The organism is Pseudomonas lundensis (genome assembly GCF_002269125.1).
GTDB lineage: Bacteria > Pseudomonadota > Gammaproteobacteria > Pseudomonadales > Pseudomonadaceae > Aquipseudomonas > Aquipseudomonas lundensis_A.
The window spans coordinates 83,446-110,244 of sequence record NZ_NQKI01000013.1 but is presented as its reverse complement, the minus strand read 5'-3'; the positions used below and the strand labels follow the sequence as shown (position 1 = coordinate 110,244).

General features: G+C 59.7%; 22 protein-coding genes and 1 pseudogene. 6 read left to right on the top strand and 17 right to left on the bottom strand.

What is annotated here, in order from left to right:
- The first annotated feature begins 37 nt into the window (after nucleotides 1-37).
- Complete coding sequence (locus CJF39_RS10685) at nucleotides 38-1,579, top strand: SulP family inorganic anion transporter (RefSeq protein ID WP_094993394.1); 1,542 nt, start codon at nucleotides 38-40, stop codon at nucleotides 1,577-1,579.
- A gap of 42 nt (nucleotides 1,580-1,621) precedes the next feature.
- On the opposite strand, the gene CJF39_RS10680 is transcribed toward CJF39_RS10685, so the two are convergent.
- The 17 genes from CJF39_RS10680 to CJF39_RS10600 form a co-directional block, all read right to left on the bottom strand.
- On the bottom strand, nucleotides 1,622-2,635 hold the full coding sequence (locus CJF39_RS10680) for an AraC family transcriptional regulator (protein WP_094993393.1): 1,014 nt from the start codon (nucleotides 2,633-2,635) through the stop codon (nucleotides 1,622-1,624).
- A gap of 74 nt (nucleotides 2,636-2,709) precedes the next feature.
- A complete protein-coding gene (locus CJF39_RS10675) occupies nucleotides 2,710-3,747 on the bottom strand; it encodes a Rieske 2Fe-2S domain-containing protein (RefSeq protein ID WP_094993392.1) in 1,038 nt (345 codons plus the stop codon).
- A gap of 208 nt (nucleotides 3,748-3,955) precedes the next feature.
- Entirely contained in the window at nucleotides 3,956-4,783 is an 828-nt protein-coding gene (locus CJF39_RS10670) for an SDR family NAD(P)-dependent oxidoreductase (RefSeq protein ID WP_094993391.1), read from the bottom strand.
- Nucleotides 4,784-4,798: 15 nt separating this feature from the next.
- On the bottom strand, nucleotides 4,799-5,566 hold the full coding sequence (locus CJF39_RS10665) for an SDR family oxidoreductase (RefSeq protein ID WP_094993390.1): 768 nt from the start codon (nucleotides 5,564-5,566) through the stop codon (nucleotides 4,799-4,801).
- A 93-nt stretch (nucleotides 5,567-5,659) separates the two neighbouring features.
- Nucleotides 5,660-6,904, bottom strand: coding sequence for a helix-turn-helix transcriptional regulator (locus tag CJF39_RS10660; RefSeq protein ID WP_094993389.1), 1,245 nt, complete (start codon nucleotides 6,902-6,904; stop codon nucleotides 5,660-5,662).
- Nucleotides 6,905-7,071: 167 nt separating this feature from the next.
- On the bottom strand, nucleotides 7,072-9,498 hold the full coding sequence (locus CJF39_RS10655) for an efflux RND transporter permease subunit (protein WP_094993388.1): 2,427 nt from the start codon (nucleotides 9,496-9,498) through the stop codon (nucleotides 7,072-7,074).
- 10 nt (nucleotides 9,499-9,508) lie between these two features.
- Nucleotides 9,509-10,483: a WD40/YVTN/BNR-like repeat-containing protein gene (locus CJF39_RS10650; protein WP_094993387.1), complete on the bottom strand. Its 975-nt coding sequence runs from the start codon at nucleotides 10,481-10,483 to the stop codon at nucleotides 9,509-9,511.
- Nucleotides 10,484-10,721: 238 nt separating this feature from the next.
- Entirely contained in the window at nucleotides 10,722-12,077 is a 1,356-nt protein-coding gene (locus CJF39_RS10645) for an MATE family efflux transporter (RefSeq protein ID WP_094993386.1), read from the bottom strand.
- Nucleotides 12,078-12,219: 142 nt separating this feature from the next.
- Nucleotides 12,220-13,428, bottom strand: coding sequence for an acetyl-CoA C-acyltransferase (locus CJF39_RS10640; protein WP_094993385.1), 1,209 nt, complete (start codon nucleotides 13,426-13,428; stop codon nucleotides 12,220-12,222).
- An 8-nt stretch (nucleotides 13,429-13,436) separates the two neighbouring features.
- On the bottom strand, nucleotides 13,437-13,907 hold the full coding sequence (locus CJF39_RS10635; RefSeq protein ID WP_094993384.1) for a MaoC family dehydratase: 471 nt from the start codon (nucleotides 13,905-13,907) through the stop codon (nucleotides 13,437-13,439).
- 10 nt (nucleotides 13,908-13,917) lie between these two features.
- Nucleotides 13,918-14,703, bottom strand: a complete 786-nt coding sequence (locus CJF39_RS10630) for an SDR family oxidoreductase (protein WP_094993383.1) — start codon at nucleotides 14,701-14,703, stop codon at nucleotides 13,918-13,920.
- A gap of 33 nt (nucleotides 14,704-14,736) precedes the next feature.
- Nucleotides 14,737-15,615 carry an SDR family oxidoreductase gene (locus CJF39_RS10625; RefSeq protein ID WP_094993382.1) on the bottom strand — a complete coding sequence of 293 codons (879 nt, stop codon included), beginning with the start codon at nucleotides 15,613-15,615 and terminating at the stop codon, nucleotides 14,737-14,739.
- 10 nt (nucleotides 15,616-15,625) lie between these two features.
- Nucleotides 15,626-16,777 carry an acetyl-CoA C-acetyltransferase gene (locus CJF39_RS10620; RefSeq protein ID WP_094993381.1) on the bottom strand — a complete coding sequence of 384 codons (1,152 nt, stop codon included), beginning with the start codon at nucleotides 16,775-16,777 and terminating at the stop codon, nucleotides 15,626-15,628.
- Nucleotides 16,778-16,780: 3 nt separating this feature from the next.
- Nucleotides 16,781-17,836 (bottom strand): acyl-CoA dehydrogenase family protein, encoded by a 1,056-nt coding sequence (locus CJF39_RS10615; protein ID WP_094993380.1) that lies wholly within the window; start codon nucleotides 17,834-17,836, stop codon nucleotides 16,781-16,783.
- 8 nt (nucleotides 17,837-17,844) lie between these two features.
- Nucleotides 17,845-18,999 (bottom strand): acyl-CoA dehydrogenase family protein, encoded by a 1,155-nt coding sequence (locus CJF39_RS10610; protein ID WP_094993379.1) that lies wholly within the window; start codon nucleotides 18,997-18,999, stop codon nucleotides 17,845-17,847.
- A 10-nt stretch (nucleotides 19,000-19,009) separates the two neighbouring features.
- Nucleotides 19,010-19,762, bottom strand: a complete 753-nt coding sequence (locus CJF39_RS10605) for an enoyl-CoA hydratase family protein (RefSeq protein ID WP_094993406.1) — start codon at nucleotides 19,760-19,762, stop codon at nucleotides 19,010-19,012.
- 169 nt (nucleotides 19,763-19,931) lie between these two features.
- The gene (locus tag CJF39_RS10600) at nucleotides 19,932-20,474 is read right to left on the bottom strand and encodes a PadR family transcriptional regulator (protein WP_094993378.1); all 543 of its coding nucleotides are present in this window, start codon (nucleotides 20,472-20,474) and stop codon (nucleotides 19,932-19,934) included.
- A 554-nt stretch (nucleotides 20,475-21,028) separates the two neighbouring features.
- Between CJF39_RS10600 and CJF39_RS10595 the strand changes: the two genes are divergently transcribed.
- The 5 genes and pseudogenes from CJF39_RS10595 (at nucleotide 21,029) to CJF39_RS10575 (ending at nucleotide 26,729) form a co-directional block, all read left to right on the top strand.
- A complete protein-coding gene (locus tag CJF39_RS10595; RefSeq protein WP_094993377.1) occupies nucleotides 21,029-21,526 on the top strand; it encodes a CS1 type fimbrial major subunit in 498 nt (165 codons plus the stop codon).
- Between the two features lie 104 nt (nucleotides 21,527-21,630).
- A pseudogene (locus CJF39_RS10590) lies at nucleotides 21,631-24,156 on the top strand (TcfC E-set like domain-containing protein).
- A 140-nt stretch (nucleotides 24,157-24,296) separates the two neighbouring features.
- The gene (locus CJF39_RS10585) at nucleotides 24,297-25,463 is read left to right on the top strand and encodes a hypothetical protein (protein ID WP_249275347.1); all 1,167 of its coding nucleotides are present in this window, start codon (nucleotides 24,297-24,299) and stop codon (nucleotides 25,461-25,463) included.
- A gap of 37 nt (nucleotides 25,464-25,500) precedes the next feature.
- Complete coding sequence (locus CJF39_RS10580; protein WP_432760239.1) at nucleotides 25,501-26,241, top strand: molecular chaperone; 741 nt, start codon at nucleotides 25,501-25,503, stop codon at nucleotides 26,239-26,241.
- Complete coding sequence (locus CJF39_RS10575; RefSeq protein WP_094993374.1) at nucleotides 26,241-26,729, top strand: hypothetical protein; 489 nt, start codon at nucleotides 26,241-26,243, stop codon at nucleotides 26,727-26,729. Before CJF39_RS10580 ends, CJF39_RS10575 begins: the two co-directional genes overlap by 1 nt.
- Nucleotides 26,730-26,799 lie beyond the last annotated feature (70 nt).

Genomic DNA, 26,799 nt, shown 5'->3' with positions numbered 1-26,799 from the left:
CCCCGTGGCGTCTTGAACCTGCTTTGGGAGCGTTTCCATGCGTGCTGAACACTTAAAAACAATCGTGCCCCGCGAACTGATGGCCTCAGTGGTGGTGTTTCTGGTCGCCCTGCCTTTGTGCATGGGCATTGCCATCGCCTCCGGCATGCCACCCGCCAAGGGGTTGATCACGGGCATCATCGGCGGGTTGGTGGTGGGCTGGCTGGCTGGCTCGCCGTTACAGGTCAGCGGCCCGGCCGCCGGGCTGGCGGTGCTGGTATTTGAAATCGTGCGCCAACACGGCATGGCCATGTTGGGGCCGATCCTGCTACTGGCGGGCCTGCTGCAATTGCTGGCCGGGCGCTTGCGTCTGGGCTGCTGGTTTCGCGTCACGGCCCCGGCCGTGGTGTACGGCATGCTGGCCGGGATCGGCGTGCTGATCGTGTTGTCCCAACTGCATGTGATGCTCGACGGCACGCCGCAGCCTTCAGGGCTGGCTAACCTCACGGGCTTCCCGCACGCGCTGCTGGCTGCCCTTCCGACGCTGGGCGGCGGGCTCGGCTGGCAAGCAGGGGCATTGGGCCTGGGCACCATCGGGGTGATGGCCTTGTGGGACAAGTGCCGACCGCAGCGCTTGCGGTTCGTCCCCGGTGCCTTGCTGGGTGTCGGCCTGACCACCGGGCTCAGCCTGCTGCTGGACCTGTCGGTCAAACGGGTCGACGTTCCCGACAACCTGGCCGATGCCATCGACTGGCTGCGCCCTGCCGATCTGCTGAATCTGGCCGACCCGGCCCTGTTGCTGGCCGCGTTCACCGTCGCCTTCATCGCCAGTGCCGAGACCTTGTTATCAGCAGCGGCGGTGGACCGCATGCACAACGGCCAGCGCTCGGATTTTGACAAAGAGCTCAGCGCTCAGGGTGTTGGCAATATGCTATGTGGCCTGCTCGGGGCATTACCGATGACCGGGGTGATCGTGCGCAGTTCGGCCAACGTTCAGGCCGGTGCCACCACGCGGCTGTCAGCGATATTGCACGGTGCATGGCTACTGGCGTTCGTGTTGTTGCTGTCCAGCATGCTGCAACAGATTCCGGTGGCGAGCCTCGCGGGTGTACTGGTTTACACCGGGATCAAGCTGGTGGACTTTAAGGCCTTTCGCGGCCTTGCCCGGTATGGACGCATGCCGATGTTTACCTATGCCGCGACGGCGCTGGCGATCATCTTCACCGACTTGCTGACAGGGGTGCTGGTGGGCTTTGCCCTGACACTGGCCAAACTGGCCTGGAAAGCGGCGCGCCTGAAAATCAGCCTCACTCCGCTCGCGGCCGCCCATGAGCTGGAACTGCGGCTGACAGGTGCGGCGACTTTTCTCAAAGTCCCGGCGTTGACCCGCATCCTTGCGCAGGTGCCTGCCGGTTCAACCCTGCACGTGCCCTTGACCAACCTCAGCTACATCGACCATGCCTGCCTCGAACTGCTTGAGGAGTGGGCGCGGGCCAATGCGGCCAGCGGTTCAAGACTGATCATCGAACCACGCGGGTTGAAACGCCGGCTGGAAGGACGAACCCGAACCACTGCCGGTCTCGGCTCGACCGCTACCTGATCGTGCTGCACAGGCCTGCCGCGGCCACCGTGGCAGGCCTGTTCAATTGACGCCCAGAATCAGGGTGCGGTAATGCCCCGGATTGGTCCCTGACCACTTGCGAAACGCTTTGTAGAACGAGCTGGTGTCGGCAAACCCCAGGTTGGATGCGATGTCGGCAAAACTCAATTCAGGCTCGGCCAGCCAACCAATGGCCAGCTCCTTGCGCACCCCGTCCTTGAGCCCCTGATACGTCTGCCCTTCTTCGGCCAGACGTCGGCGTAACGTTGAGGCTGACATGCACAGCGTGTGCGCCAGGCCTTCGGTCTCGGGCCACTGTGCAGCGGGCAACTGCCGCAAATCCTGCTTGATCTGACTGGCCAGGCTTTGCGGGTCACGGTACTTGACCAGAATATTGGCCGGTGCCTGCGCCAGAAACCGCTGTAATTCATCTTCATTGCGCTTGATCGGCGCATCCAGGCAATCGGCCGCGAAAATCATCCGTGTACGCGGGCGCCCGAAACGCAAATTCTCGGAAAACATCACCGCGTAATCATCGCCATGGGCAGGCTGCGCACAACGCAGCTCGATGGCCAGGATCGGAATACGCCGACCGACCAGCCAGCACGCCACCCCGTGCACCATCATCCAGTATGTAAAGTAGGTGAAGGCCCGCGCCGGATCTTCAGCAGGCTCCTGCAAGACGATTTCCGCCAGGCTCTGGCGACGCACCAATGTGGCGGGCAGGCGTTCCAGCATCAGCGACAAAAAGCCCAGCACCACTTCCAGCCCCTGCACCAGCGTGGGCTGTGCCATGGCCGCACGGCACATGAACGCCAGGCTCCCGGAGCGCAGCTTGCGCGGGTCCATGCCAAAAAACTCATCATCCAGACGGTGAGCCAGCAAGCGCCACATACGCGCATAGGTATGGGCAGGCACGCGACCTTCGGCGTCCTCCAGCAGCGCGGGATCCACCCCCACCGCGTGCAACACGTCCTGCATGGTTTGCGGCGAAGCACAGCTTTGCAACAGCGCTTCGCGCACCAAGTGAATGGAGATGGTGTCTTTGTTCAACATTGGCCCTGATCCAAGCCTGATGGTGATGAGCTGTCGGCCATCTTAAGCAGCGTGGATCAAAAAGCCAGTGTTGTTCAGCGATTATCCACCGTGGTGTACTCGCGGCACTCGGCCATGCTGGCGGGGACGCTGGCCTCATCGGTGAAGAACTGCTGATACCACTCGCGCAACTGGTACACCGGGCCGTCGCCTTCGGCCAGCACCGGGTTGTTGACGCGAATCTTGTGGGTCCAGATGTCCACGTCCTGATAGAACGAGTCGCGGTTGCGCTGCACGTAATCGATGGCCAGTGCTTCGTTTTGCGCATCACTCCAGCCCGGCACTTTTTTCACCATGCAACCGAAGCGCAATTCGAAACTGTTGGGGCCGATCGGTACGTGGCAGTTGAGCAGGATGGACTTGATCTCTTGACCGTCGAACATGGCACTCATGCGGGTGAAGTGCGTGGCCGGGCCGTAGTAGGCCGATTCGGCCACCAGGTCGCCGCCCAGGCGCTCGGAATCGCCGTGGAAAATTTGCTGGGCGATGTGGCCCTGAAAGACGTTGTGAAAGTACTTGGTCGGGGTGCCATGGACCGGACCGAAATGCTGCGCATCCACCAAGTTGTCGACCAGCTCGCGCGGTTGGGTGTTGATGATCAGTTTGTCCATGTGCCAACTGTGCAGCCACTCGTCACTGTCCATTTCGGGCAAGTACGGAATGACCACGTCTTCGGCGGGCGGTTTGCCTTCGGGGTTATTCCACACGAACAGCAACTTGTTGACTTCACAGGTTTGCCAGGCGCGGGTTTTGGCTTTGGGCGGGATGCGTTTGCAATAAGGGATTTCGACACACTTGCCGCTGGCGTCGTATTGCCAGTGGTGGAACGGGCACACAACACGGTCGTTCTCAATCGTGCCCTTGGACAAATCTGCGCCCATGTGCGGGCAATGCGCGTCAAGTACGCTGATCTCGCCGGTCGAAGTTGCAAAGGCCAATAGCCGGGAGCCAAAAACATTCAAGGTATGCAGCTTGCCATCACGGTACTCATCCGCTTCGCCCAAACAATGCCAGCCCCGGCCGAAGCGCGGCGACAATGCATTTTCGACGTGGATTTCTGCGAGTTTGGTCATTTTTATTATTCCTCCGGTTAACGGCCTCGAGACGTGCCCGATGATCTTCAACCAGGGTACGGGCGGGTTCATCGTTCAGATGGACTAGGCGCCGTGGGAAATGTACCTACCCTCGGTCAGGCGGCATTGAAAGCAGGACGTACAGCCCCTGGAGCGCCCCCTCCACACCTCACCCTTGAAAGAGGGGTGGAGGGAAGCCGATAAGCGTCTACCACTGCACAATCCCGTGCTCGCGCGCAAAAGGCTGGCAATGAATGGTCTTGCGTTGATGGTCCACCGCTGCTGCATCAGTGGCCAGCCAGAGCATTACGGCCGCTGGCACCTCGGGCGGTGCAGACCCCGCACGCAGGGCTATTACGCCTTTGTCGCCAATGGTGGCGCGCAAAGCGTCGGTGGTGACCACCCCCGGATTGAGCGTAAAAGCGCGAATACCCTGCTCACCCAACTCCACCGATAAAATCCCCGAGAGCCTGGAAACCGCAGCCTTGCCCGCGCCATAGGCATACCCCCAGCCACCTTTACCGGCTGCCACCGGTGGATCGGATTCGCCCGCACCGGACGTCACGTTGATCACCACCCCGCCGCCCTGTTCCAGCATGGCGCTGACCACGGCGCGGGTGAGCAGGAACGGCGTCATGACATACCCTTGAAACACGCGTTCAAGGGTGTCAGGGGCCAGTTCCATAAACGGTGCATTCAGGTCGCTGCCCTGGTAAATGGCGTTATTGACCAGCACATCGACCCGGCCGTATTCAGCCAGTACCGCCGTGCTGGCTGCCAGCACCGACCCGCTGTCGAGCAAGTCCATGGGCACCACCAACGCCTTGCGGCCCAGTGCGCGAATCGCCTGGGCCGTGCCATTCAAACTGCCGGGCAGCGGCGTGCCGTCGGGGTTAGATAAGCCGTGGCGATGGCTTTGGCCTTCTTCCACGCTGCGAGCACTGATGGCCAGGTCAAACCCGGCACGGGCAAACGCCAGTGCGGTCTCACGGCCAATACCACGGCTGGCACCGGTCACAAATGCCACTTTATTCATGGGAATTCCTTGGGCTCAAAATCGTTGGGGACGCGCCATGGCGTCCATCCCGCCGTCGACAAATAGCACACTGCCGGTGATGAAACTGGCCTGCGGCGATTGTAAAAAGGCCACCGCTTGGGCGATTTCAGCCGGTTCTCCGGCACGCCCCAACGGCGCTACAAACTCGCGCACGGCTTTGCCAAACCGGGCGTCGTCTTTGGCGGCTTGATGCAGCGGTGTTTCCACGGCGCCCGGAGCAATCACATTCAAGCGTATGCCCTGTGCGGCCCATCGCACGGCTTTGCGGCGCGCATCGCAGGTGACAGCATATTTGGAGCTGGCATAGGCAATGTGGGGCTGCGCCAAGGTGTTGGCCAGCTCCAGCGCTTGGGCTTCATCCCCAGCAAGCATGGCCGTGACCATGGGTTGCTGATCAGCGCCAGCATGGGTCGAGGCTACTGAGCCGATCACCAGCGCGGCCGGGTGAGCACCTTTGGACAATGCATCGGCCAGTCCCTCCAGCAATTCGCTGACGCCAAAGTAATTCACCGCCAACACCAGGCTGCTGGATGACGCAGTGACCCCCAGGCCGGCGCAACACACCAGCCCGTCCAGCACCCCGCCGCACTGTTCCAGGACCTGCGCTACCGCCTGTTGCCTGCCGGCTTTGCTGGACAAATCGGCAATCACGTCAGCCTGTGCGCGGTCGATCCCGATGATGCGATGCCCCGCTGCACGCAATGCCTCACACACGGCAGCCCCGATCCCGGACGCGGAGCCGCTGACAGCTGTCACTGGCATAAAATCTTCCTCGATAAGTACAGGCCCTTGGTGGCCCGATGGACGATCAACAGACGGCGGTTTCAACCTCTGCGTCTATTGGCTTAAGAAGCGTCAGGCGGTCTGTCGTACAGAACGTGCCAGTTGCGGAGCCGGGACCACCACTTTGTCAGGCGTTCGCAAGGCGCACTTGGGCTTTCCCAACGCGACCACGCTGTTCAGCAAAATCCTCACCAGTTCGGTCTGACGCCGCACGCCGGTTTTGGAGAAGATCGAGCGCAAGTGCGCCCGGGCCGTGTTGCGCCGAATATTGAGGTTTTCCGCGGCTTCTTCCAGCGACAAGCCATTGGCCAGCTCCATCGCCAGGGCGGTTTCGGCCTTGGTCAGGTTGAACAGCTGCTTGGTCACCACTTCGCTGGCCAGCGACTTGCCCACTGCGTCGCGGATGTACACCACGGCAGCGGGCTTGCTTTTACCCTCGGCCCACTCCAGCGACGGAATCGCTTCCACGACCACCCCGAGGCTGACCTGACCCGATGGCCGGGTGACGGACATGGCGTCCGCCGTCACGCCACCGTCGCGCACTTCGGCGCTGAAGGCGTGTTTGACCAGTCGCTGCAGCTCGCGGTTGTCACTGGGGTACGTCGCTTCCAGACGCCCGCCCACCAACTTCAGGCCGTCGGCGCTGCTGAGGATTTCTTCGGCAACCGGGTTCAGGCGCAAAACTTTGCCCGTCTCATCGAGCACGATGGTGGCCACCGACAGGCGACTGATGGCCTGGGAATACAGTTCGCTGATGGACTCACTGCGGTCCAACAGGTTGTGCATGTGCAGCGCGCGGCGTAAATGCGGTAGAAACATGCTGCACAGTGCCCGTTCAGACGCTGAAAACGCCGGTGAGGTTTTGGGTCGGGTAATGCGAAAGCGCAGTTTGCCGCCATCGGGCGTGGAAATATCGGCGCCCATCACGTGGTACACGTTCTGCGGCCCGCAGTAGGCCTTGAAATACGCTGAGGCGACCCAGTCGGCCTCGCTCATGATGTCTTCGACCGTGAACACCTGATCCAGCGCCTGCCCGGTAAACGGGGTATTGGTTTGCGGGTAGGTCTGGTAGGTCAGCTCGCCCTCGCCCTCAATGTCCCCCGCCACGATCATCAGGCCGAGGTCGGGCTGGTCCGGCACTCGTAAAATCAGCGTCGCGTAGTTGGCCTTGAACATCGTCCTGACGGCACACAAGGTGCGCCCCATGATTTTCGGGTCCAGCGCGCCGTCATAAAAGCTGCCGACCATGTGATCGTAATCAGTCAATTCAAGTCCCAGGCTGGCCAGGGTCTGATGGTTCAAGGTCACTGTATCCATGGACGTTTCCTCGCAATGGGCGCAGTTCAAGACCTGCCCTTTTTTATTGTTATTGTTGCCAGCCGACCGACGCCGCAGCGCCTGTCAGTTAATCCGTTACGCCGTGCAAAGCGGGCCCAGTGTGGCGTTAATCCTGAACGGATCGCAATCCCGGGCCGCCCTGTGTTTTACCGGTTTGTGATGTCCTTGGCAGCGACGCTGGGTTTAAGCGGGTAATGCCCGCACGCGCGCTCTTTGGCAGCGTTTTTGACCTTGACCAGCGGCCGTCCGAGATTGAACCAGGCCGCCAGCGCCGGCAGCAGAAAGATCGCGCCCAGCACGTTGACCAGGAACATGAACGACAGCAGCACGCCCATGTCGGCCTGGAATTTCAACGGGGCAAACGCCCAGGTGCAGACCCCGATGGACATGGTAAGCGCGGTAAATACCGCCGCAGTACCTCGCTGGCACATGGCTTCATAAAAAGCGGTGCGCAGGTCCTTGCCATCGGCCATTTCATGCTGGATGCGCTCATACAGGTAAATGCCGTAATCCACCCCGACCCCGACCCCCAATGCCATCACCGGCAACGTTGCGACTTTCAGGCCGATGCCCAGCGTGGCCATCAGCGCATTACACAGAATAGCGACAATCGCCAGCGGCACCAGAATGCACAGCACTGCGCGAAACGAGCCGAACGTCAGCCAGCAAAACAGCGCCACCGAGCCAAACAGGGCCGCCAGCATCACCACTTCGGCCTGCTTGACCGCATCGTTGGAGGCCGCCATGACCCCGACATTGCCCCCCGCCAGCAGGAACTCGACGTGTGGGCCCTGCACGCTGGCGATGATGCGCTTGGTTTCGTCGACCACGTGGCTTACCGTGGCGCCTTCGTGGTCGGTCAGAAACACCAGGATCTGCATGCGCTGGCAGCCTTCAGTCACCAGACCGTCGTCCGGCATGTAAGCGCGCGCGCCTTGGCTCAGACCGCGTTCAGAACCGGGGATCGCTGACCAGCGCGGGTTGCCTTCGTTGTTGCCGGCAATCACGTTTTTACTCATGCCGGCCACGCTCTGCACCGACTGCACACCGGGCACGCTGCGTATCTGGAAGTCAAACGACTCGACAGCGCGCATCACCTCAGGTGCCAGGCAACCTTCTTCAATGCCCTTGACCTGCACGAACACCGACATCACGTCCAGACCGATGGAGTAACTGTTGATGATCTTCTGATTGTCCTGGTTGTAGCGCGAATCCGCCCGCAGTTCCGGCGCGCCAAGGCCAATATCGCCGACCGCCAGATCCCGTGCTTTATAGGCGCCGATGCCGAGCAGCATCAAGCTCACCGCAAACACGGCCATCGCCGGGCGCGGCTCGGCCAGTGCTGAAAGGCGCCACCACAAGGCATGCCTGCCGCGGGCCTGCAAGCCTTGACGCAGGGCACTGCGCTCCAGGGTCAGGTACGACAGGATGATGGGCAGCATCAGTTTGTTGGTGATGATCATCAGCATCACCCCAATACAGGCTGTCACCCCCAACTCATGCACGATGGGAATGTCGATCAGCATGATCACGCCGAAGCCCAAGGCATTCATCAGCAATGCCAGCGAGCCGGGGATGAAAATCTTGCAAAACGCACTGTGCGCCGCCTGAACCGAGGAGCTGCCAGCCAGTACGTCCTGTTTCCAGGCGTTGGTCATCTGCACCGCATGGGACACGCCGATGGAGAAAATCAGGAACGGCACCAGAATCGACATCGGGTCGATGCCCAGACCCAGCAGGGGCAACAGGCCCAACAGCCAGACCACCGGCAGCAAGGCCACCACCAGCGCCACCAGCGTCAGGCGCCACGAGCGCGAATACAACCACAGCAACAGCCCGGTGATAACGAAGGCAATCACGAAGAAGCCGATAACCGTGTTCAGGCCCTCGACCACATCGCCCACCAGCTTGGCGAAACCGACAATATTGATTTCAATCTCGTCGTTGCTGTATTTGCTGCGAATGTCCTCAAGGCGCTGCGCGACCTCGGCATACGACACCGACTGGCCAGTCGTGGGGTCGAGGTCCTGCAAGTCGGCCCGTACCATCGACGACTTCAGGTCATTGGCCACCAGCCTGCCGATTTGCCCGGAACGCGCCACATTACTGCGCACTTGACTCAGGTCGTCGTCCGAGCCGGTAAAGCGAGGGGGCACCACAACATCCCCGAAAAAACCGTCTTCGGTGATTTCGATGTAACGCACGTTGGCCGTGAACAGTGACGTGACACTGGCGCGGCTGACGCCATTGATGAAGAACACGTCATCCGTGACTTTATTCAGGGTTTCGAGAAAGGTGCGGTTGTAAATATCGCCCTCGCCCTTCCAGCGCACGCTGACCAAAAAGCGGTTGGCGCCGGTGAAGTACTGGCTGAAATTGAGGAAGTTGACCATGTACTCGTTGCGCACCGGGATCTGCTTGTTAAAGCCCGGGTCGAGACGGGTGTGCGTGGCGCTGTAGCCCAGTGCCAGCGTCAGCAATACAAACAGCGCCAGCAGCGCCTTGCGCCAGTGGATCAACAGGTCGGCGGTGCGCTCGACCATGCGCGTGACAGTGGATTTAGCAACGTTCATTTAGCGCCTCTCATTGAGCTCGCGCAGCAACGCTGCTGTCCGTGCCCTGGAATACTCCGCGTTCACCGCCCACCAACAGGCGGTTGGCCCCCACCAGCACGGCCGAGGTCAATGTCCCCAGCCCCGACAGGCGCGTGGCACTGACCAGTTGGCCCTGGCCATCCAGGCGCACCATGGAACTGCCTGCGCCGACGATCAGCACACCCTCACCATTGGGCAACAGCGCATGGCCGTACAGCGGCAAGCTGTTGCCCACTGCCACCTGGTGCCAGGAATGACCGAAATCCTGCGTCACAAAAACATGGCCACGCATGCCGTAGGCCACCCAGCGCTGCGGGTTCAAGCGCACCACGCCAAACAGAGAACCGTTGTAGAACGGCGGCAGGGTTTCCCAGTGCTGGCCCGCGTCGTCGGTGCGCATCACCAACCCTTGTTCGCCCACCAGCATGCGCCGGCCGTCCGGCCCGCCGTCCATGCCGTTGAGGTGAGCGCTGTCCACGCTCAAGGCGGCGGTTTGCCAGGTGCGGCCATCATCGTCGGACTGATAGAACTTGCCGAAGCTGCCAAAGGCCAACACGTGCTTGCCGCCTGCGCTCCAGATCCCCAGCAGCGGTTCACCCAGCTCGCTGTCGTGACGCACCTCCTGCCACTGAGCGCCCCGGTCGGCGGAGCGCAGAATCCAGCCGTCATGGCCAACGGCCAATAAGCTGTCATCCGCCAACGCCACCACTGCTGTGAGGGTCAGGTCGCGCTGCGGCTGGACCGTCGCCGGCTGCCAGGACACGCCCTGATCATTGCTGAGCAAAATCGTCCCGCGCTCCCCCACCGCCACCACGCGCTGGTCGAGGTAGAGCATGCCGTTGATTTGCAGGCGATCCGGGCGCAGTGGCTCGGCGGCGACGTCCAGGGTTTTGCGGGGGGCGAAGGTAAAGCCGATGGTGGCCGCGACGATCAGGCACACCAGATAACCGATTATCGAGCGCATGGTCGAGACCTCGTCACACGAGGCAGTTGCAGGGCGAATTGCATGCGGCCAGTCCTCTTCTTTTTATAGTCGTGGGTGCTCTGGCGAACTCAGCGGCGAGGTCGCTGGAACCTGGCCCCGATCATCGGACTGGTCAGTCACAGGCACATCGTCCAAATGGCCTAGCTGTCTGGAAGGAGGGTTTGAATCAGCGCGGGTGGCCGTTACAGTCGGCAACGGCCACCCATCACGCGGCAGATCAGATCAGGCGCTGGATCTGTTTGTGACGCCACACCAGGCGGTAGTAGGCGGTTTGCAAGGCCAGCATGGTGAGGTACGTAATCGGGAAAGCCATCCACACCCCTTGCAGGCCAAACTGCGCGTCCAGCAGGTACGCGACTGGCAACTCCACGCCAAGCACGCAGAAAATCGTGATTCCCATGGGCACCAGCACGACACCGCTGGCGCGCATGATGCCGCCCACCACCGCCTGAAAGCCAAAAAACAAAATGCTCCAGAGCATGATGTGCAACAGGTGTTCTGCCCGCACCCGCGCATCGGTATCGGTAATGAACAAGCCGAGCAGCCAGTGCGACAGCGCATAGCCCACCACTACCAGAGCGCCAGTCAGCCACAGATTGATCAGCAGCCCGGTGCGCAGGATCGGCCCGATGCGCTCCAGACGGCCCGCACCAATGGCCTGTGCGCCGAGGATCGAGGCAGTAATGGCGATCGACAACGCCGGAAATTGCACATAGTTAACGATTTGCGTCACCGCACCGTAGGCGGCCGTGGCCTGCGAACCGTGACTGTTGACCAGCGCCAGAATCACCAGCTCCGACAGCGACAGCACCACCATCTGCACACCGGTCGGCAAACCGATGCGCAACACCTTGCCCAAGATGGCACGATCAAGGCGCAGTGCGGCCCACAGCTCACGGTCCGGCGCCATCACGCTGTTTTTGTAGCGCAAGCGCAGCCCGAGGAAGAGCATCGCCAGCACGTTACCCGCCAAACCGGCGTAGGCAGCACTTTGAATGCCCATGCGCGGCAAACCGGCCCAGCCGAGAATCAGTGCTGGGGTCAACAACAGCCCCACGGCCGTGGACACCATCAGCGCCAACAGCGGCGACACGGTGTCGCTGACACCGCGCAACAATTGAGTAAACAGGATAAACACCAGCAGCAGCGGCATGATCAACATCATGATGCGCGCATAGGCCACGGCATCGTCCAGCACATCGAGCGGCGTGCCCAAGCCTAGCAACGCGGGCCGCGCAAACAGACTGCCCACCACCGCCGCAAGCAAACCGATCACTAATCCCAGGGTCAGCGTGGCGCCGGTGATTTTCTTCACCATCGTCGTCTCGCTCGCGCCCCAGGCCTGCCCGATCAACACCGATGCCCCGGCGCCCAAGCCAATCACCAGGGCAATAAAGAAAAACACAATCGGAAACATGCCCGACACAGCCGCCAGCGCCTGAGTCCCCAGCATCTGCCCGATATAAATGCCATTGAGCGTGCCGGAGAAGCTTTGCAGGAAGTTAGACAGCACCATCGGTGCCAGAAAAATCAGGTAGATCTGCCACAGCGGCCGTTGTGACGGGGATCGCATAACCGGTTGACCTCAAAATAAAGCAATGAGGGGTTATACCGTAAATGGCGTGCTAATGGCGGGTTGTAGGCCATCTCGGCGGGCGCAGGCTGAGCGCCGGGCGGATGATCCTGACACCGCCCGGCCCGCACGTGAGGCTGTTTCAGGTGAGTTCAAACAACCCCGCCGCGCCCATCCCGCCGCCAATGCACATGGCCACTACGGCAAACCGGGCGCCGCGACGACGGCCTTCGAGTAAGGCATGCCCCACCATGCGAGCCCCCGACATGCCAAATGGATGCCCGATGGAAATAGCACCACCGTTGACGTTCAGGCGCTCGTTGGGAATGTGCAGAACGTCCCGGCAATGCACCACCTGACAGGCAAACGCCTCGTTGATTTCCCACAGGTCGATGTCCGAAACCGTCAGCCCGAAGCGCTTGAGCAGTTTGGGAATGGCGTACACCGGGCCGATGCCCATTTCTTCGGGCGCGCAGCCGCTCACGGCCATCCCGCGATACACGCCCAATGCTTCAATCCCGCGTTGCCGGGCTTCAGCGCGGCTCATCAAAAGGACTGCCGAGGCGCCGTCAGAAAATTGCGACGCATTGCCCGCAGTGATGAACGCTCCTTGTTGCACCCAGTTACCGTCTTTCCATACCGGTTTGAGCGCGGCCAAATCGGCCAGCGTGGTGGACGGGCGATTGCATTCGTCGCGGTCCGCCACTACGTCCTGGTGGCCAGCAGGCTTGCCTTCTTTATCAAACAGCAGCTTGCGCGCCGCCAGCGGCACGATTTCATCGGCAAACAGTCCTGCGGCCTGGGCTGCAGCCGTGCGTTGCTGGCTTTGCAGCGAATAGGCATCCTGCACCTCGCGGCTGATGCCGTAACGCGTGGATACAATCTCGGCGGTTTCCAGCATCGGAATATACGCCGTCGGCATGCACTCAAGCACTGCTTCGGACTGCGCCCGGTAGGTGTTTTTGTATTTGTTTTGCGTCAACGACAGCGACTCGACGCCCCCGGCCACGGCAATCGAAAGGTCGCCCGCCAGGATGCCGTTGGCCGCCAGGCCGATGCTCATCAACCCCGACGCGCACATGCGATCAATCGCCATGCCAGGCACCGTGTCGGGCAAGCCGCCGGTGTAGGCACACAAACGCCCGATGTTGTAGCCCTGGGTGCCCTGCTGCGCCGCCGCACCCATGATCACGTCCCCGACAGCGCCCGGTTCAATCCCCGCACGCTCGACCACGGCGCGTACCACATGGCCGCCGAGCACGGGCGCCTCGGTGTCATTGAATGAACCACGAAACGACTTGGTCAACGCCGTACGGGCAGTGGAAACGATCACGACATCATTGGCATTCATGCACAGGCTCACTGTTCAAGAGGGTTGAAGGTGTAACGGCTGATGGTGTCCACCACACAACCGGGGCGATCGCTACCCTCGATTTCGACACTGATGCGCACCACCGCTTGCAGTGTGTCGCCCAGTGTTTCAACACGCAGGATTTCTCCGTGGCCGCGCACCCGCGAGCCCACCTTGACGGGGGCCGGGAAGCGCAAGCGGTCGCTGCCGTAATTCACGCCCATGGCCAGGTTGGCGAACTGCATGAGCTGGGGCATAAACAGGTTGGCCAGCGCCAGGGTCAAGTAACCGTGGGCGATACAGGCCCCGAACGGTCCCGTTGCAGCGCGTTCGGGATCGACGTGAATCCATTGATGATCGCCGGTGGCTTCGGCAAACAGGTTGATGCGCTCCTGGGTCAGTAGCAGCCAGTCAGTGCGGCCCAAATCCTGCCCCTGTGCCGCCAGCAACTGCTGCGCACTGTTAAACAGCGTACTCATGCGCGGCTCCTCAGGCTTGTTGCGAACTGACCGGCAACACTTCACCGACCATGTACGAGGCGTAATCACTGGCCAGAAACACCATGACATTGGCCACTTCCCACACTTCGGCGGCACGGCCAAAGGCTTCGCGACTGGCCAGTTGTTCCAGCAGGTCATTGCTGGAGGCCTTCTTTAGAAAATCATGCAAGGCAATCGACGGCGCCACGGCGTTGATACGCACCCCGCTTTCGGCCGCTTCCAGGGCGCTGCAACGGGTCAGGGCCATGACCCCGGCCTTCGCGGCGGCGTAATGCGCCTGTTCTTTCTGCGCCCGCCAGCCCAGTACTGAAGCGTTGTTGACAATGGCCCCGGCGCCGCGTTTTTCCATGTACGGCAACATGGCGCGGGTCATGCGCATGGTGCCGGTCAAGGTGATATCCAGCACCGATGACCACTGTTGGTCGGTCATGTCCGTCAGGCGCACCTGCCCCCCGAGCCCGGCGTTGTTTATCAGCACATCGACACCACCCAGCGCGTCTTCGGCAGCAGCGACCAGTGCTTGCACCTCGGCTTCTACTGTGACGTTGCACAGTTGCCCGAACACCGCCTGCAACCCGGTTTCGGCCTTAAGGCGTTCAACGGCTTCTTCGAGGCGACGCGGATGAATGTCGGAAATCATCAACGCGCGACAACCTTCTTCAGCGCAACGCTTGGCGGCGGCATAGCCGATCCCTGCGCCTGCGGCGGCAGTAATCAGAATGGACTTGCCGGCCAGCAGTTGGTGGCCGGGAACATAGGGAGGCGCCTGTTTCATGGTTGTGACTCTCTTGTGTAAGGTTTCAACATTTCAGCTTCCCCACACCCGTTGCGGCCTGGGCGCTTCGACAAGGATCTGATCCAGCGCTTGCCCGACCTCTTCTGGCCGCCATTGCGCCCCTTTGTCCCGGGTCACCCCGGTACGCCAACCGTCGCCCAACGACAGGCGCCCGCCCTGACTCTCAATGACCTGCCCGGTGACGTGACCCGACAGCGCGCTGCCCAACCACACCACCAACGGCGCCACGTTTTCCGGCGCCCAGGCATCGAAGCCGCCGTCCTGGGGCTTTTTCACCACGTCCGGCATCGCACTTTCAGTCATGGACGTGCGTGCTGCCGGCGCCAACGCGTTGGCCGTCACACCGTAGCGCGCCAGTTCCGCGGCCTGCACCAGCGTCAACGCGGCAATCCCGCCCTTGGCTGCGCTGTAATTGGATTGCCCCACCGAGCCCTGTAAACCGGCGCCCGAGCTGGTGTTAATGATGCGTGCTGCCACTGGCTGACCGGCTTTAGCCTGATCCCGCCAGCGCTTGCCCAGAATATTGGCGAGGCAAAAGTGCCCCTTCAAATGCACCCGCATCACCGCGTCCCACTCCTCTTCACTGAGGCTGATAAACATGCGGTCGCGCAGGATGCCAGCGTTATTGACCAACACATGGACATCGCCAAACGCTGCCAGCGCGGCATCGACAATGCGCTGCGCAGTCGCAACCGTGGTGATGTCGTCAGCGTTGGCGATGGCCTGGCCGCCGCCCTCACGGATTTCTCCCGCCACCTGCTCGGCGGCTTCCTGACGAATGTCGTTGACCACCACATTCGCGCCTTCTTGCGCGAACGCCAGCGCATAAGCGCGCCCCAAGCCACCGCCCGCCCCCGTGATAATCACGGTACGTCCTTCACAAATCGCCATCTCTCTGCTCCTAAAGACGCTCAATAATCGTCACGTTGGCCTGTCCGCCGCCTTCGCACATGGTTTGCAAGCCATAACGGCCGCCCGTGCATTCCAGTTGATGGAGCAAGCTGGTCATCAGCCGCGCACCGCTGGCACCCAACGGGTGACCGAGGGCAATGGCACCGCCATTGGCATTGGTGCGTGCAGGGTCGTAATCGAGTTCGCGGGCCCACGCCATCACCACCGAGGCGAAGGCTTCGTTGATTTCCACCGCGTCGATCTCATCCATGCGCATGCCCGCTTTTTTCAACGCAGCGCGGGTGGCGGCAATCGGCGCAGTCAGGTGCCAGATCGGGTCATCGCCCATCACTGATAGATGATGAATACGCGCGCGCGGGGTGAGGTTGTAGCGTTTTAGCGCGGCTTCGGAGACCACCAACAGGGCGGCCGACGCATCACAGGTCTGACTGGAAACCGCAGCGGTAATGGAAGGAAACTCCGCAGCCACCGGTTCGAGCTCGGCCATTTTGGCCAGGCTGGTGTGACGTGGCGTTTCGTCGTCCACTAACCCTTCACAAGGCACGATTTGCGCTGCAAAACGGCCGCCGGCAATTGCCTCCAGCGCCCGACGATGACTTTCCAGCGCATAGGCTTCCATGTCCTGGCGGCTGATCTGCCAGTGATCGGCAATGCGCTGCGCAGCGTAAAACTGGTTCACGGGCTGATTGCCAAAACGCGCCTGCCAGCCCTTGCTGCCGGAAAACGGGTCGCTAAACCCCAGCGGCTGACCCGCCAGCATCGCGGAGGAGATCGGAATCTGGGTCATGGTTTGCACGCCGCCGACGGCAATCACGTCCTGCGTGCCGCTCATGACCGCCTGCGCCGCAAAGTGCAGGGCCTGTTGCGATGAACCGCATTGCCGGTCAATGGTGGTGCCCGGCACATTCAACGGCAGACCCGCCGCCAGCCAACTGGTGCGGGCAATGTCACCGGCTTGCGAGCCGATGGTGTCGACGCAGCCGAAGATCACATCATCGTATTCGTCGGCGGGTATCGCGTTGCGCGCTACCAGCGCCTTGAGTACATGGGCGCCGAGGTCGATGGCATGCACATGGGCCAGCGCGCCTTTGCGCTTGCCGGTCGGGCTGCGCAGCGCGTCAACAAGGTAGGCTTGGGGCATTGTTTAATCCTCGAAGGTATGGCCGGGGCCCAAGGGCGCGCCGCTCAGTACATGGGCTGCCACCCGGGCTTTATGCAAGGCGCGATCACCCCATGCGCTGTCGAGCGCCCATGCGCGCTTCATGAACATTTGCAGGTCGACTTCCCAGGTGTAGCCCATGGCGCCATGCACCTGAATGCCGTGACGGGCCGCCAGCCAGCTGGCTTCGCAACAGGCCAGACGCGCCTGAGAGACCCACACGGGTGCCGTGCTCTGGCCATGTGCCAGCGCATAAGCCGCGCGATAGAGCACGGGTTTGGCGAATTCCAGTTGCGTGGCCACATCGGCCAGATGATGTTTGACGGCCTGAAAACTGCCGATGGGTTTGCCGAATTGCTTGCGCTGGGCGGTGTAATCCACCGACAGGTCCAGCATGCGCTGGGCCAGCCCCAACAGTTGCCCCGCCACGGACAATGCGCCGCGGCTGAGTGTTTGCGCCCACAAGGTGCGACCCAATTCACCCTCGGCCACTAACGTGGCGGCACTCGGCTGCCAACTGACCTGCCCCAGACGTCGCGAGGCATCAATGCTGGTGTGGTGCTGCACATCGACCTGCGAGCGCGGTACGGCATGCACTTCGTCGTCATGGGCCAACAGCAACAAGTCAGCATGCCCGGCGTCGGCTACCCACGGGTTGACCGGGTGCCCGACGGCAACCCGCAAACTGCCGTCGGCGATACCCGCCAGCCATTCGCCTCGCTTGAACAAGCTGTCCGGCAACCCGGCAATCAGCGCGCAGGCCACGTAAGCCGTGTCGGCCAGCGAATCAGGAATCGCGTAGTAACCCAATTCCTGGGTCATCAGGGACCACGCCACATCGTCCATGTCCAACCCGCCAAACGCTTGCGGCACCGACAGCGCCGTGAGGCCCTGGTCGGCAATTTTGTTGCGCAGGTCCGGGGAGCGGCCGACGTCGGTCTCCCAGATTTCACGCAGCATTTCCGGCGCGGCTTCCGTCATCAGAAACCGGCTGATGGCTTCGCGGAAGGTGAGTTGGTCGTCGCTAAAGGTAAAGTCCATACCCGCCCTCACTTCGGCAGACCGAGCATGCGCTCGGCAATGATGTTGCGCTGGATCTCATTGGTTCCGGCGTAGATCGGCCCGGCCTGAGCGAACAGGAAGCCTTCAAGCCAGTCATGGCCATCGCTGGCAGGTCCTGTCAGCTCGCCTTGGGCGCCCAGAATGCGCAGGGCCGTTTCGTGCATGCGCAGGTCCAGCTCCGACCAGATGATTTTGTTGGTGCTCGACTCAGCGCCGATCTGTGCACCACGGCTCAGCCGTCCAACCGTGTGATAGGCCGACAAGGCATAGGCTTGCGCGTCCATCCAGGCTTTGCACACGGCCTCGCCGAGGCCCGGATCGCGGTCGGCGCTTTCGCGGTTGGCCTGGTACAGCTCCACCAGTTTTCGGGCGGTGTATTGAAAGCGGGCCGGGGAACGCAGCAACAAGCCCCGTTCGAATCCGGCGGTGGCCATTGCCACATGCCAACCCTGCCCTTCCTCGCCGATGCGGTTTTCCAGGGGGATGCGCACATCATCAAAAAACACTTCCGCGAACGCGTCTTTCCCGTTGAGTGCCTTGATCGGGCGCACCGTCACCCCCGGTGCATTGAGCGGCACCATGACAAATGACAGCCCGTGGTGACGGCTCGAAGTCGGGTCGCTGCGAAACAGTCCGAACAGCCAGTCAGCAAAGATGGCGCGGGTGGACCAGGTTTTTTGACCGTTGAGCACATACCCATCGCCATCGCGTGTGGCTTTGCTGGTAATGGCCGCCATGTCGGAACCGGCATTAGGTTCCGACCAGCCTTGCGCCCACATATCGACACTGGCTGCCATGCGAGGCAGAAACCGTTGCTTTTGCGCCTCGGTGCCGAACTCCATCAACGTCGGGCCCAACAGCAACTGGCCGTTCTGGTTGACGCGCATGGGCGCTCCGGCGCCGTAATACTCTTCTTCAAAAATCAGCCACTCGATCAGGTCACAGCCACGTCCACCCAACGCCGTGGGCCACATGACCATCGAAAGCCGGTTTTCAAACAGGGTGGCTTCCCATTGGCGGTGCTGCTCAAAACCTTCGCGGGTGTCATAGCTGGCCAATGGGGCCTTGGGCGCATTCGCGGCGAGCCAGTCGCGCACTTCCTGGCGAAAGGCGTTTTGTTGCGGGGAGTACGTCAGATCCATCGTCAGCACCTCAAAACGTAGCGTCGCGTTTTTCGACAAACGCACGGCGGGTTTCCGCGGAATCCGCACAGGTGTAGGCCTGCAACGTAAACCCCTGCTCCCAGCGGTATTTATCTTCCAGATTGCCGTCTTCGATGCCGTTGAGCGCCTCTTTGGCGATACGGATCATGGCGGGGCTTTTGCTCGCGATGGCGCGTGCGATCTGCAAGGCGGTTTCGCGCAGTTGTTCGCGAGGCACCACGCGCTCGATAAACCCGTACTGCTGCGCCTCGAGCGCGCCGATTTTGTCGCCCGTAAAAAACAGGTAACGCACTTTTTGCACCGGAAACAGACGCTGCAAATGCGCACCGCCGCCCATGGCGCCGCGGTCGACTTCTGGTAAGGCGAATGTGGCACATTCAGATGCCACCACAATGTCAGCGGCGCCGGTAATCCCGATGCCGCCGCCCAAGACAAAACCATGCACCGCGACGATCACCGGCACCGGGTTGCGGTGTACGGCTTTAAACGTGGCGTAATTGCCCGCGTTGACGTCAACGATCAGTTCCGGGTGCGCGTCCAGTTCCTTGATGTCGACACCCGCGCAAAACCCGCGCCCTTGTGCGCGGATCACGATGACTCGCACGTCGGGGTTTTGCCCAAGGGCATCGAGGGTGTTGGCCAGTTCCCGCCACTCGCGACTGTTGAGCGCGTTGACCGGCGGCCGGTCGATCACCAGTTCAGCGATTCCCGCGTCGATACTGGTGTGAAATGCGGTAGAGATTGCGCTGTTCACATGTGCTCCTGAGGTGGCGAAGGCATGGGAGCAGTATGGGAACGCAGACAGTGAGGATCATCGTCCGTTGAGACTAAACATACCCTCTGTACAGCGGCTTTCTGGCCACTGCCGCAGGCGCTCAGCGCGCGGGCACTCGCGCTGCGGCAGCAAATGATTACTGGCCGTCGACGATGGCTTTCGCCGCGTTGTTGAGCAGGTTATGCACCCTCTGAATCTCCTGAGGGCTCCAGCGACCATGATGGAGTTGCAGGGCATGGCGCACATTGTGAATTGCCTGATGAATCTCGGCTGGCCGGTCCTGGCCGCACAATGACCGGCGGCTGACATCCATACGCATCCTTACCCCATTGAGCGCCACCGTTTGCTGACTCAATGAAAAGCGCCCGGCATCGGTAATGCGGTAACACTTCTTGCCACCATGAACGCTGACATCAACGAGTTGCCCCGCCTCAAGATGGGCCAGTGTGGGGTAAATCACTCCGGGGCTGGGGCTGTAGGCCCCCTCAAACAACCCTTCTATTTGCAGGATCAGGTCATACCCGTGACAGGGCTGTTCAGCAATCATCGCCAGTATCAAAAGTTTTAAATCACCCGGAGCAAATACACGCGGACTTCGAATACCGCGCTCGCGAACCGCGCGCCTTTCAAATCCATCAGGGCTTTTCTCCCCTTGCCGCTCCTTATAATGACCGACCATAACTCCTCTCCCCTTGCGTTAAAAACGCCACATAAAACACACCTTAAAACACAACTCAAGCCACACTTGTAACGCCCATCCAAAAAACAGCTTACTTAACCTCGCCACGATATAACTTCCTTAAAGCTTTAAACTATTACACGGACTTTTCCACGCGATATAACGCAAATCAATCATTAAAAATACGCTCCCCACGCCCCATACAAGCTGAAGGACGCCATCACGAGCAATATCAATCAGAAATCATAAAGCCATCTCATTGATAAATAACAACTTTATTGCGTACAGAATCGAAATATCGTATTCAACCAGAAAGTTCATACAAACATAAAGGGATGCGCACTACGCAACGAAAAGAAAAAAACCACTCAAAGATTTATAGGCAACCTAACTAAGTTAGTTAATACTCTCGCCGCACTTTAAGTTCACCGCCCTTGACTACTTCAAAGTTGAGACTGTTGTTATACCCGCCGCCTACCTTACGGCCAATGGCGTGTGTTTAAACATGCGGTGACTTCGTGCACTTCACTTTTACTCATCACTGGATTTCAAACATGTTGAAGAAAATTGTGGCTGTCTCCCTGTTTGCCCTTACCGTTGGTTCCACCGTTGCCCAGGCTGCTGGTGAAGCCAGCAGCCTGATCAACATCAAGGCAACCATCCCGACTAAAACCTTCTTCGTCCTGCCGCACGACCCTCAGTTCGGTAAAGATGAAACCCTGCACTACAACCCCATCAACGGCACCTTGGGCAGCGTGAGCCAGCCATTCAACGTCAAAAATACCGACGGTTCCATTCACGCTTACATCGAAGGAGGCCCGGCCAACCTGTTCAACGGCAACCCGACCCAGAACATCGCCCTGAAGACAACGTTCAACGGCGTCACCCTGACGGCGTCGCCTCAAGAAGTGGTTGACGATGCGACCTCAACTCCCGGGGCCCGTGCAGACCTCGTCATCACAGCCGAAAAGCCCCAGGACGGCCAGGTCGGTGACTACACGGCGTCGTACACCGTGATCTTCGACAACGTCCCCCGCGTCGTCACGCAGTAACTACCGACTGCCCGTGGCATGACGGCGTTGCTCATGCCCTGCGCCCGGAGTCCATCCGGGCGCTGCGGGGCGCTTAAATTGCCTGCAATCAGAGTAATAAGTGAATGTTACCGATGACTCCCATCGCGGCGGCGCTTGCCTTGATTTTCGGCACGTCTGCGTTTGCTGCTCCTCCGGCAACCGGCACAACCCCACGTAGTCTGCTGGCTCAGGCCAAAGGCTTGCCTGCCGACTTCGAGGAACACTTATTTGATGTTCCGCTGGCCGTTCAAATCGAACGCGATCAACAACAGGTGGGAGAAGCAATGATCGTCCTGACACGCGATGATCGACTTACCCTGCTCGAATTCACCGAGCATGCAAGCAGCCCACTGTCCCTCGACGAACGTGAATTATGGGCCAATTACCTTAAACAGGGAGTGCAACTGGGCAACTGCACGGGCGAATGCCCGGAGCGACTGCTGGCCGTGCATTACGACCTTGAAAATTCACGCGTGTCTCTGCTAACCGAACGCGCAGAACGCGAGAGTCGAATCAGCCATTACTACAAACTGCCTGCCCAGGGAAGCCGGGGGCTGATTATGCGCAACCAGCTCAATCTCAGCGCAGGACAGGATGAACACCTCAACGGGCGGTTGGCAGTGGAAGCCAGCAGCAGCCTGGGCAATTGGTCCCAAGGCTTCAACTTGCAATTGTCCCGTCAAGGCGACCCTGAAGACAGCACGCTTTATCACGCTGTTTATGAAGCGTTTACGCAACGCGAGCTGGAAGGCAACTTTTTACGCCTGGGTTATTTCACCCCGAGCGCCGAAGGCCTGACTCGCCAGATCCGTACATTCGGCGCCACTCCGGACACCGCCCTGGGCGTGATGTATGGCAGCTCAGACAGCCTGGCTATTTCAATGCCCAAACCCAGCATTTATCCGGTCTACGTCACCGCTAACCGTCAGGCGTCAGTAGAGATCTACCGCAACGGCGTGCTGATTAACACCCAGATGGTCAACGCCGGGTTGCAAAGTCTGGACACCCGCCCACTCCCAGGGGGGATATATGAAGTGCAAGTGCGCCTGATCGAGGACGGACGCGTTACCAGCACCACCCCGGAACTCATCTACAAACCCAACAATTGGCGCAACCCCGACCAGCGCTGGCGGTACAACGTTTTCGCCGGGCGCGAGAGTACGCTGCTGAGTAATTGAGAGGAGCAAGCCAGCGGCGACATGACCGCCGGGGCCGCATTCAATTACCTGTTGCACCCTCGGCTTGTGGTCGGAGGGTCAGGGCGTCAGGTGAAACAAAATCTGCAACTGGGCACCTCCTTCGACTGGTCCATCGCGAACAACGCCAATCTGTACGCGAATGTGTACGAGACACAGAACTATGGCACCGGCATTGACCTGAACGGACTCTACAACTATGGCAACGGCAGCCTGGTGTTCAACCATACCCGCAGCTGGCTGGATACCCGCAGAACGTATGAAACCTTGCCCGACGGTACGCGCATTCGACAGCGCTCAGTGTTTGTTGGCCAAACCAGCAACTCATCCCTCGCACTGAACCACCGCTTTACCCCCAAAAGCAGCCTGAGTGCCCGGGTGTCCCACAGCCAGGGTTACACCGAAGGCATGGGCCTGGATGTGGGCTGGACACAAGTGGCTCATTGGTTTGGCAGCGACGGTAACTGGCGGTTTTCTTTATTTGACCGACCCGCCAGTGTGAGCTCCGGTGCAGCCCGCAATCGAGGATTTGACTTGACCTTCAGCCTGGCCCTCGGCGCTCCGGGCGAGCGCTGGTCTGCCAGCGTTGGCAGCCGCTCCGATCGTGACGGGGGACGCGACAACAATGCATCGGTCACCTACAGCAAGGACGTAAACGGCCACGTGCTGCAAAGTGTTTCGGCAACAGCGTCCGCCGATACCTACGGGGTGGGGTTGGCCGGCCGCGCCAGCTTTCAGACCGACACCCTGGATGCAGACGGATTTGTCCAACGCTCGTCCTACAAAGGCAACCTGACAGGTGGACTTAACCTGGACAGCACATTCGCTGCCGGGGGAGGCAAAACGGTCATCACCCGCCAGCATCAGGGTCAGGGCTCCGGCATGATTGTCGACGTGGTAAGCGATGTAGAAGACATCCTGTTGCGCGCGGATGACCTCAGCGGTAGCAGTACAACATTGCGTGCGGGGCGTAACTTCGTACCCCTGACTGCCTATAAAAACAGTTCATTAAGTTTCGACTTCGAAGGCAACCACGCTCCGGCGGCCACGATTGCACCTGCACGCACGCGCTATCACTTGAATAAAGGGGGGGTGGGCTATCAAACAATCAATGTGCTGCAAACCGTCACGGTACTTGGCCGTCTGATTGATCCCTCGGGCCATCCGCTTAAAGGTCATCACATCATTAATCACGCAAGCCGTGGCGTCAGTGAAGTGGATGGGTTCTTTTCCATGGAGTTGAATAAACAGGCCCCCACACTGGAGGTACGCAAGGGTGATCGTGTGCTGTGCATGTTCCGTATCAATACCAATAAACGGTCGTCATTAAATGATGTCGTGGAGATCGGCGACCTGCGCTGCCATCCCGATACGTTGGCGCAGCCTGTCAATAAAGGTGAGGTTACAGGGTGAAACCACAGACACATATAAATCACACAGGCCATACCCCTGGCCTACAGTCGTCCCTGACGCGGCCTATTAAAACCGTGCTCATTCGCTGCTTTATTTCGCTCAGCTGTTTACTGGCACTCATTCCGGCGGCGGCGCTTGAGATGAACATTAGTGCCCAATTCAAACCGGACCCGTCGAACCCTCAGCACAACGTATTTGAGAATTTAACGCCCAACAATGGTGGTTATTGCAAATGGTACCCGGCCGCCTGTGAGGCAAAGGGCATTAAAAGCTTAAAAATTAAAACATTCTTCAGTTCAATTAATCCCATCGCGGCCAATCATACAGACCCCCGACAAGGTGCAATGGTCAGCGCGCCTTCAGAGTGGCGTTCATTAACGGTTACCCATAACCAGACGGGGGAAGTAGAAACCGTCAAGGTCCGAATTAATGGCTTGGGTTCTTCGGTTCGAACTGCTGCTGTCATGTCACTGGTCGAGGGCAGCGCCGGGTCTCCCTGGCAGGCACACAATGTGCTTTGGAATGGCGGCAACTGGGGAAATGCGCCAGCGCCGTGTGCCCGCCTGATGAATGGCAGTTTATATACCGTTGACTCGTTTGATTTCTTTTGGCAGATGCCCAGTCAGGGTGGCAGCTGTGGCAAGTCGCCCAAATACCCTATTCCGTGGATGCGATTTAACTACATTGACTTCTCTTATGAACTGGTCACCCCGAATCCACTGAGTATGTCATCCGGCGACTACACCGGCAGCATTACCTATACCCTGGGGCCCCGTCAGGATTTTGATATGGGCGATAACTTCCTGCCCGACGACCCGATACTGACATTGAATTTTTCACTCAGTGTCAAACACGTCATGAAGATTGAACTTCCTCCCGGTGGCAACCAGATCGTTCTTGAACCCAAAGGAGGCTGGCAACTTTGGCGTGCGGGGCGCAGGCCCGAAACATTATTTCGCGATCAAACCTTCCTAGTGTACGCCAGTTCACGTTTCAAAATGCAATTGGCCTGCGAGCGTGTTATCGGCGATACCTGCGGCCTGAGTAACGGCTCGCAACATGCAGTGCCCGTCAATTTATTTGTGTCACTGCCCAACGGATTACGACACGCCAATGGCGCGTCTGTTAATCGCCAGCCGTTATTGTTGAGCGGTGTAGGCACCGAGATGTTTGAACCCACTCAATACGTGGATCGAAAACCGGGAACATTGCACTTCGAAATAGACAACGCCTACGTCGCCGAGATGTTATTTCAAGAAGGCACCTATAAAGGAAGCGTCACGGTCATTTGGGATTCTGAAGTTTAAAAACTCACGCCACACACTTTTTGAGAACAAGAGCATGATCAGAGCACTCACGGGCCTATTGAGTATTTGGCTCATTTCACTGAACACGTTGGCCGGTCCCAATATTAATGTGGGCATGGTGTATGACTATATGGACGGGGACAAAAGCACGTACTTGAAACGCGTATTCAATGGGGGTGATAGTACCGCCTTTATCCGGGTGTCAATCAAGGAGATCGTTTACAAAGCGGACGGTTCCCGCGAAGAAGTCGAGGTCAAGAGCCACACAGACAGACGTGCACGCAATGGTTTGATGTCCAGCCCTTCGCGTTTGATCGTGCCCCCCAACGGCACACAAGGCGCACGACTTTTGTTCATGGGGCCACGGGATCAGGAGCGCTACTTTCGCGTGCGCTTCATACCTGTTGTACCCGAAAAAGAAGACGAGTTCGCATTGTCTGCCGACCAGGCCAATGACTATAAAAAAAACCTGTCGGCAGGCGTGAATGTATTGGCCGGTTACGGCACCGTGTTTTTTGTCAGGCCTGAAAACACCCACTTTGATACGTACATTGAAAACACAGCGAAACACTACCTGCTGCGCAACCAAGGCAACAGCGTGATTGTGGTCGACGAATTCAAGGACTGCGCTGCGAACGACATGCTGCAATGCAACCCCACCACTAAGACCCACATTCTGCCGGGACGTACGCTGCGCTTCGACAAACAGTCAGGGCGGCATTACCGATTCACGCTGGTGGAAGGCCATGCGCAAAAAAATATCGAGGTCAAACGCTGATGCGCCAGCTCCGCTTACCGGCGGCGCTGCTCACCGCGGCAGCCCTGTCTATGTGCACATCCTTTGCTTATGCAGCCCGGGATGAACACCGGTTTGATATCAGCGTCACTATCCCGACCTTTGATTTCTATGCCATCCCGGCGGACCCCGAGTTTCTTCAGCATGAACAACGCATGCCCTGGAATCTCGCCACAGCGACGCTGGATCCCTTGCGGACACAGTTCGACATGATCAATTCATCAGACCCCATGACAGCCCGTTTGGGGTATGAACCCGTACTGTCTAATGGCCGTAGTACGTTTGGGCTAAAGGTCACGTTCAATAAGCAAGTCCTGACGTTATCCGACACCCTTGTCGTTTCTGCGGCGGATGCCTACCACGGCATACGCGTGCCGGTGCGCATTGACGCCCTGCCCCCTGCCGCGGGTTTTGAGCCGGGGGACTATTACGGCAGCGTGCAATTGATCTTTGACACAACGCCACCTTGATTGTGCTGGTTTGTCGGGTTCAAACGGACTAGTCCGGGTCAGGGTTTACGCGTGGATCACGCAACTTCAT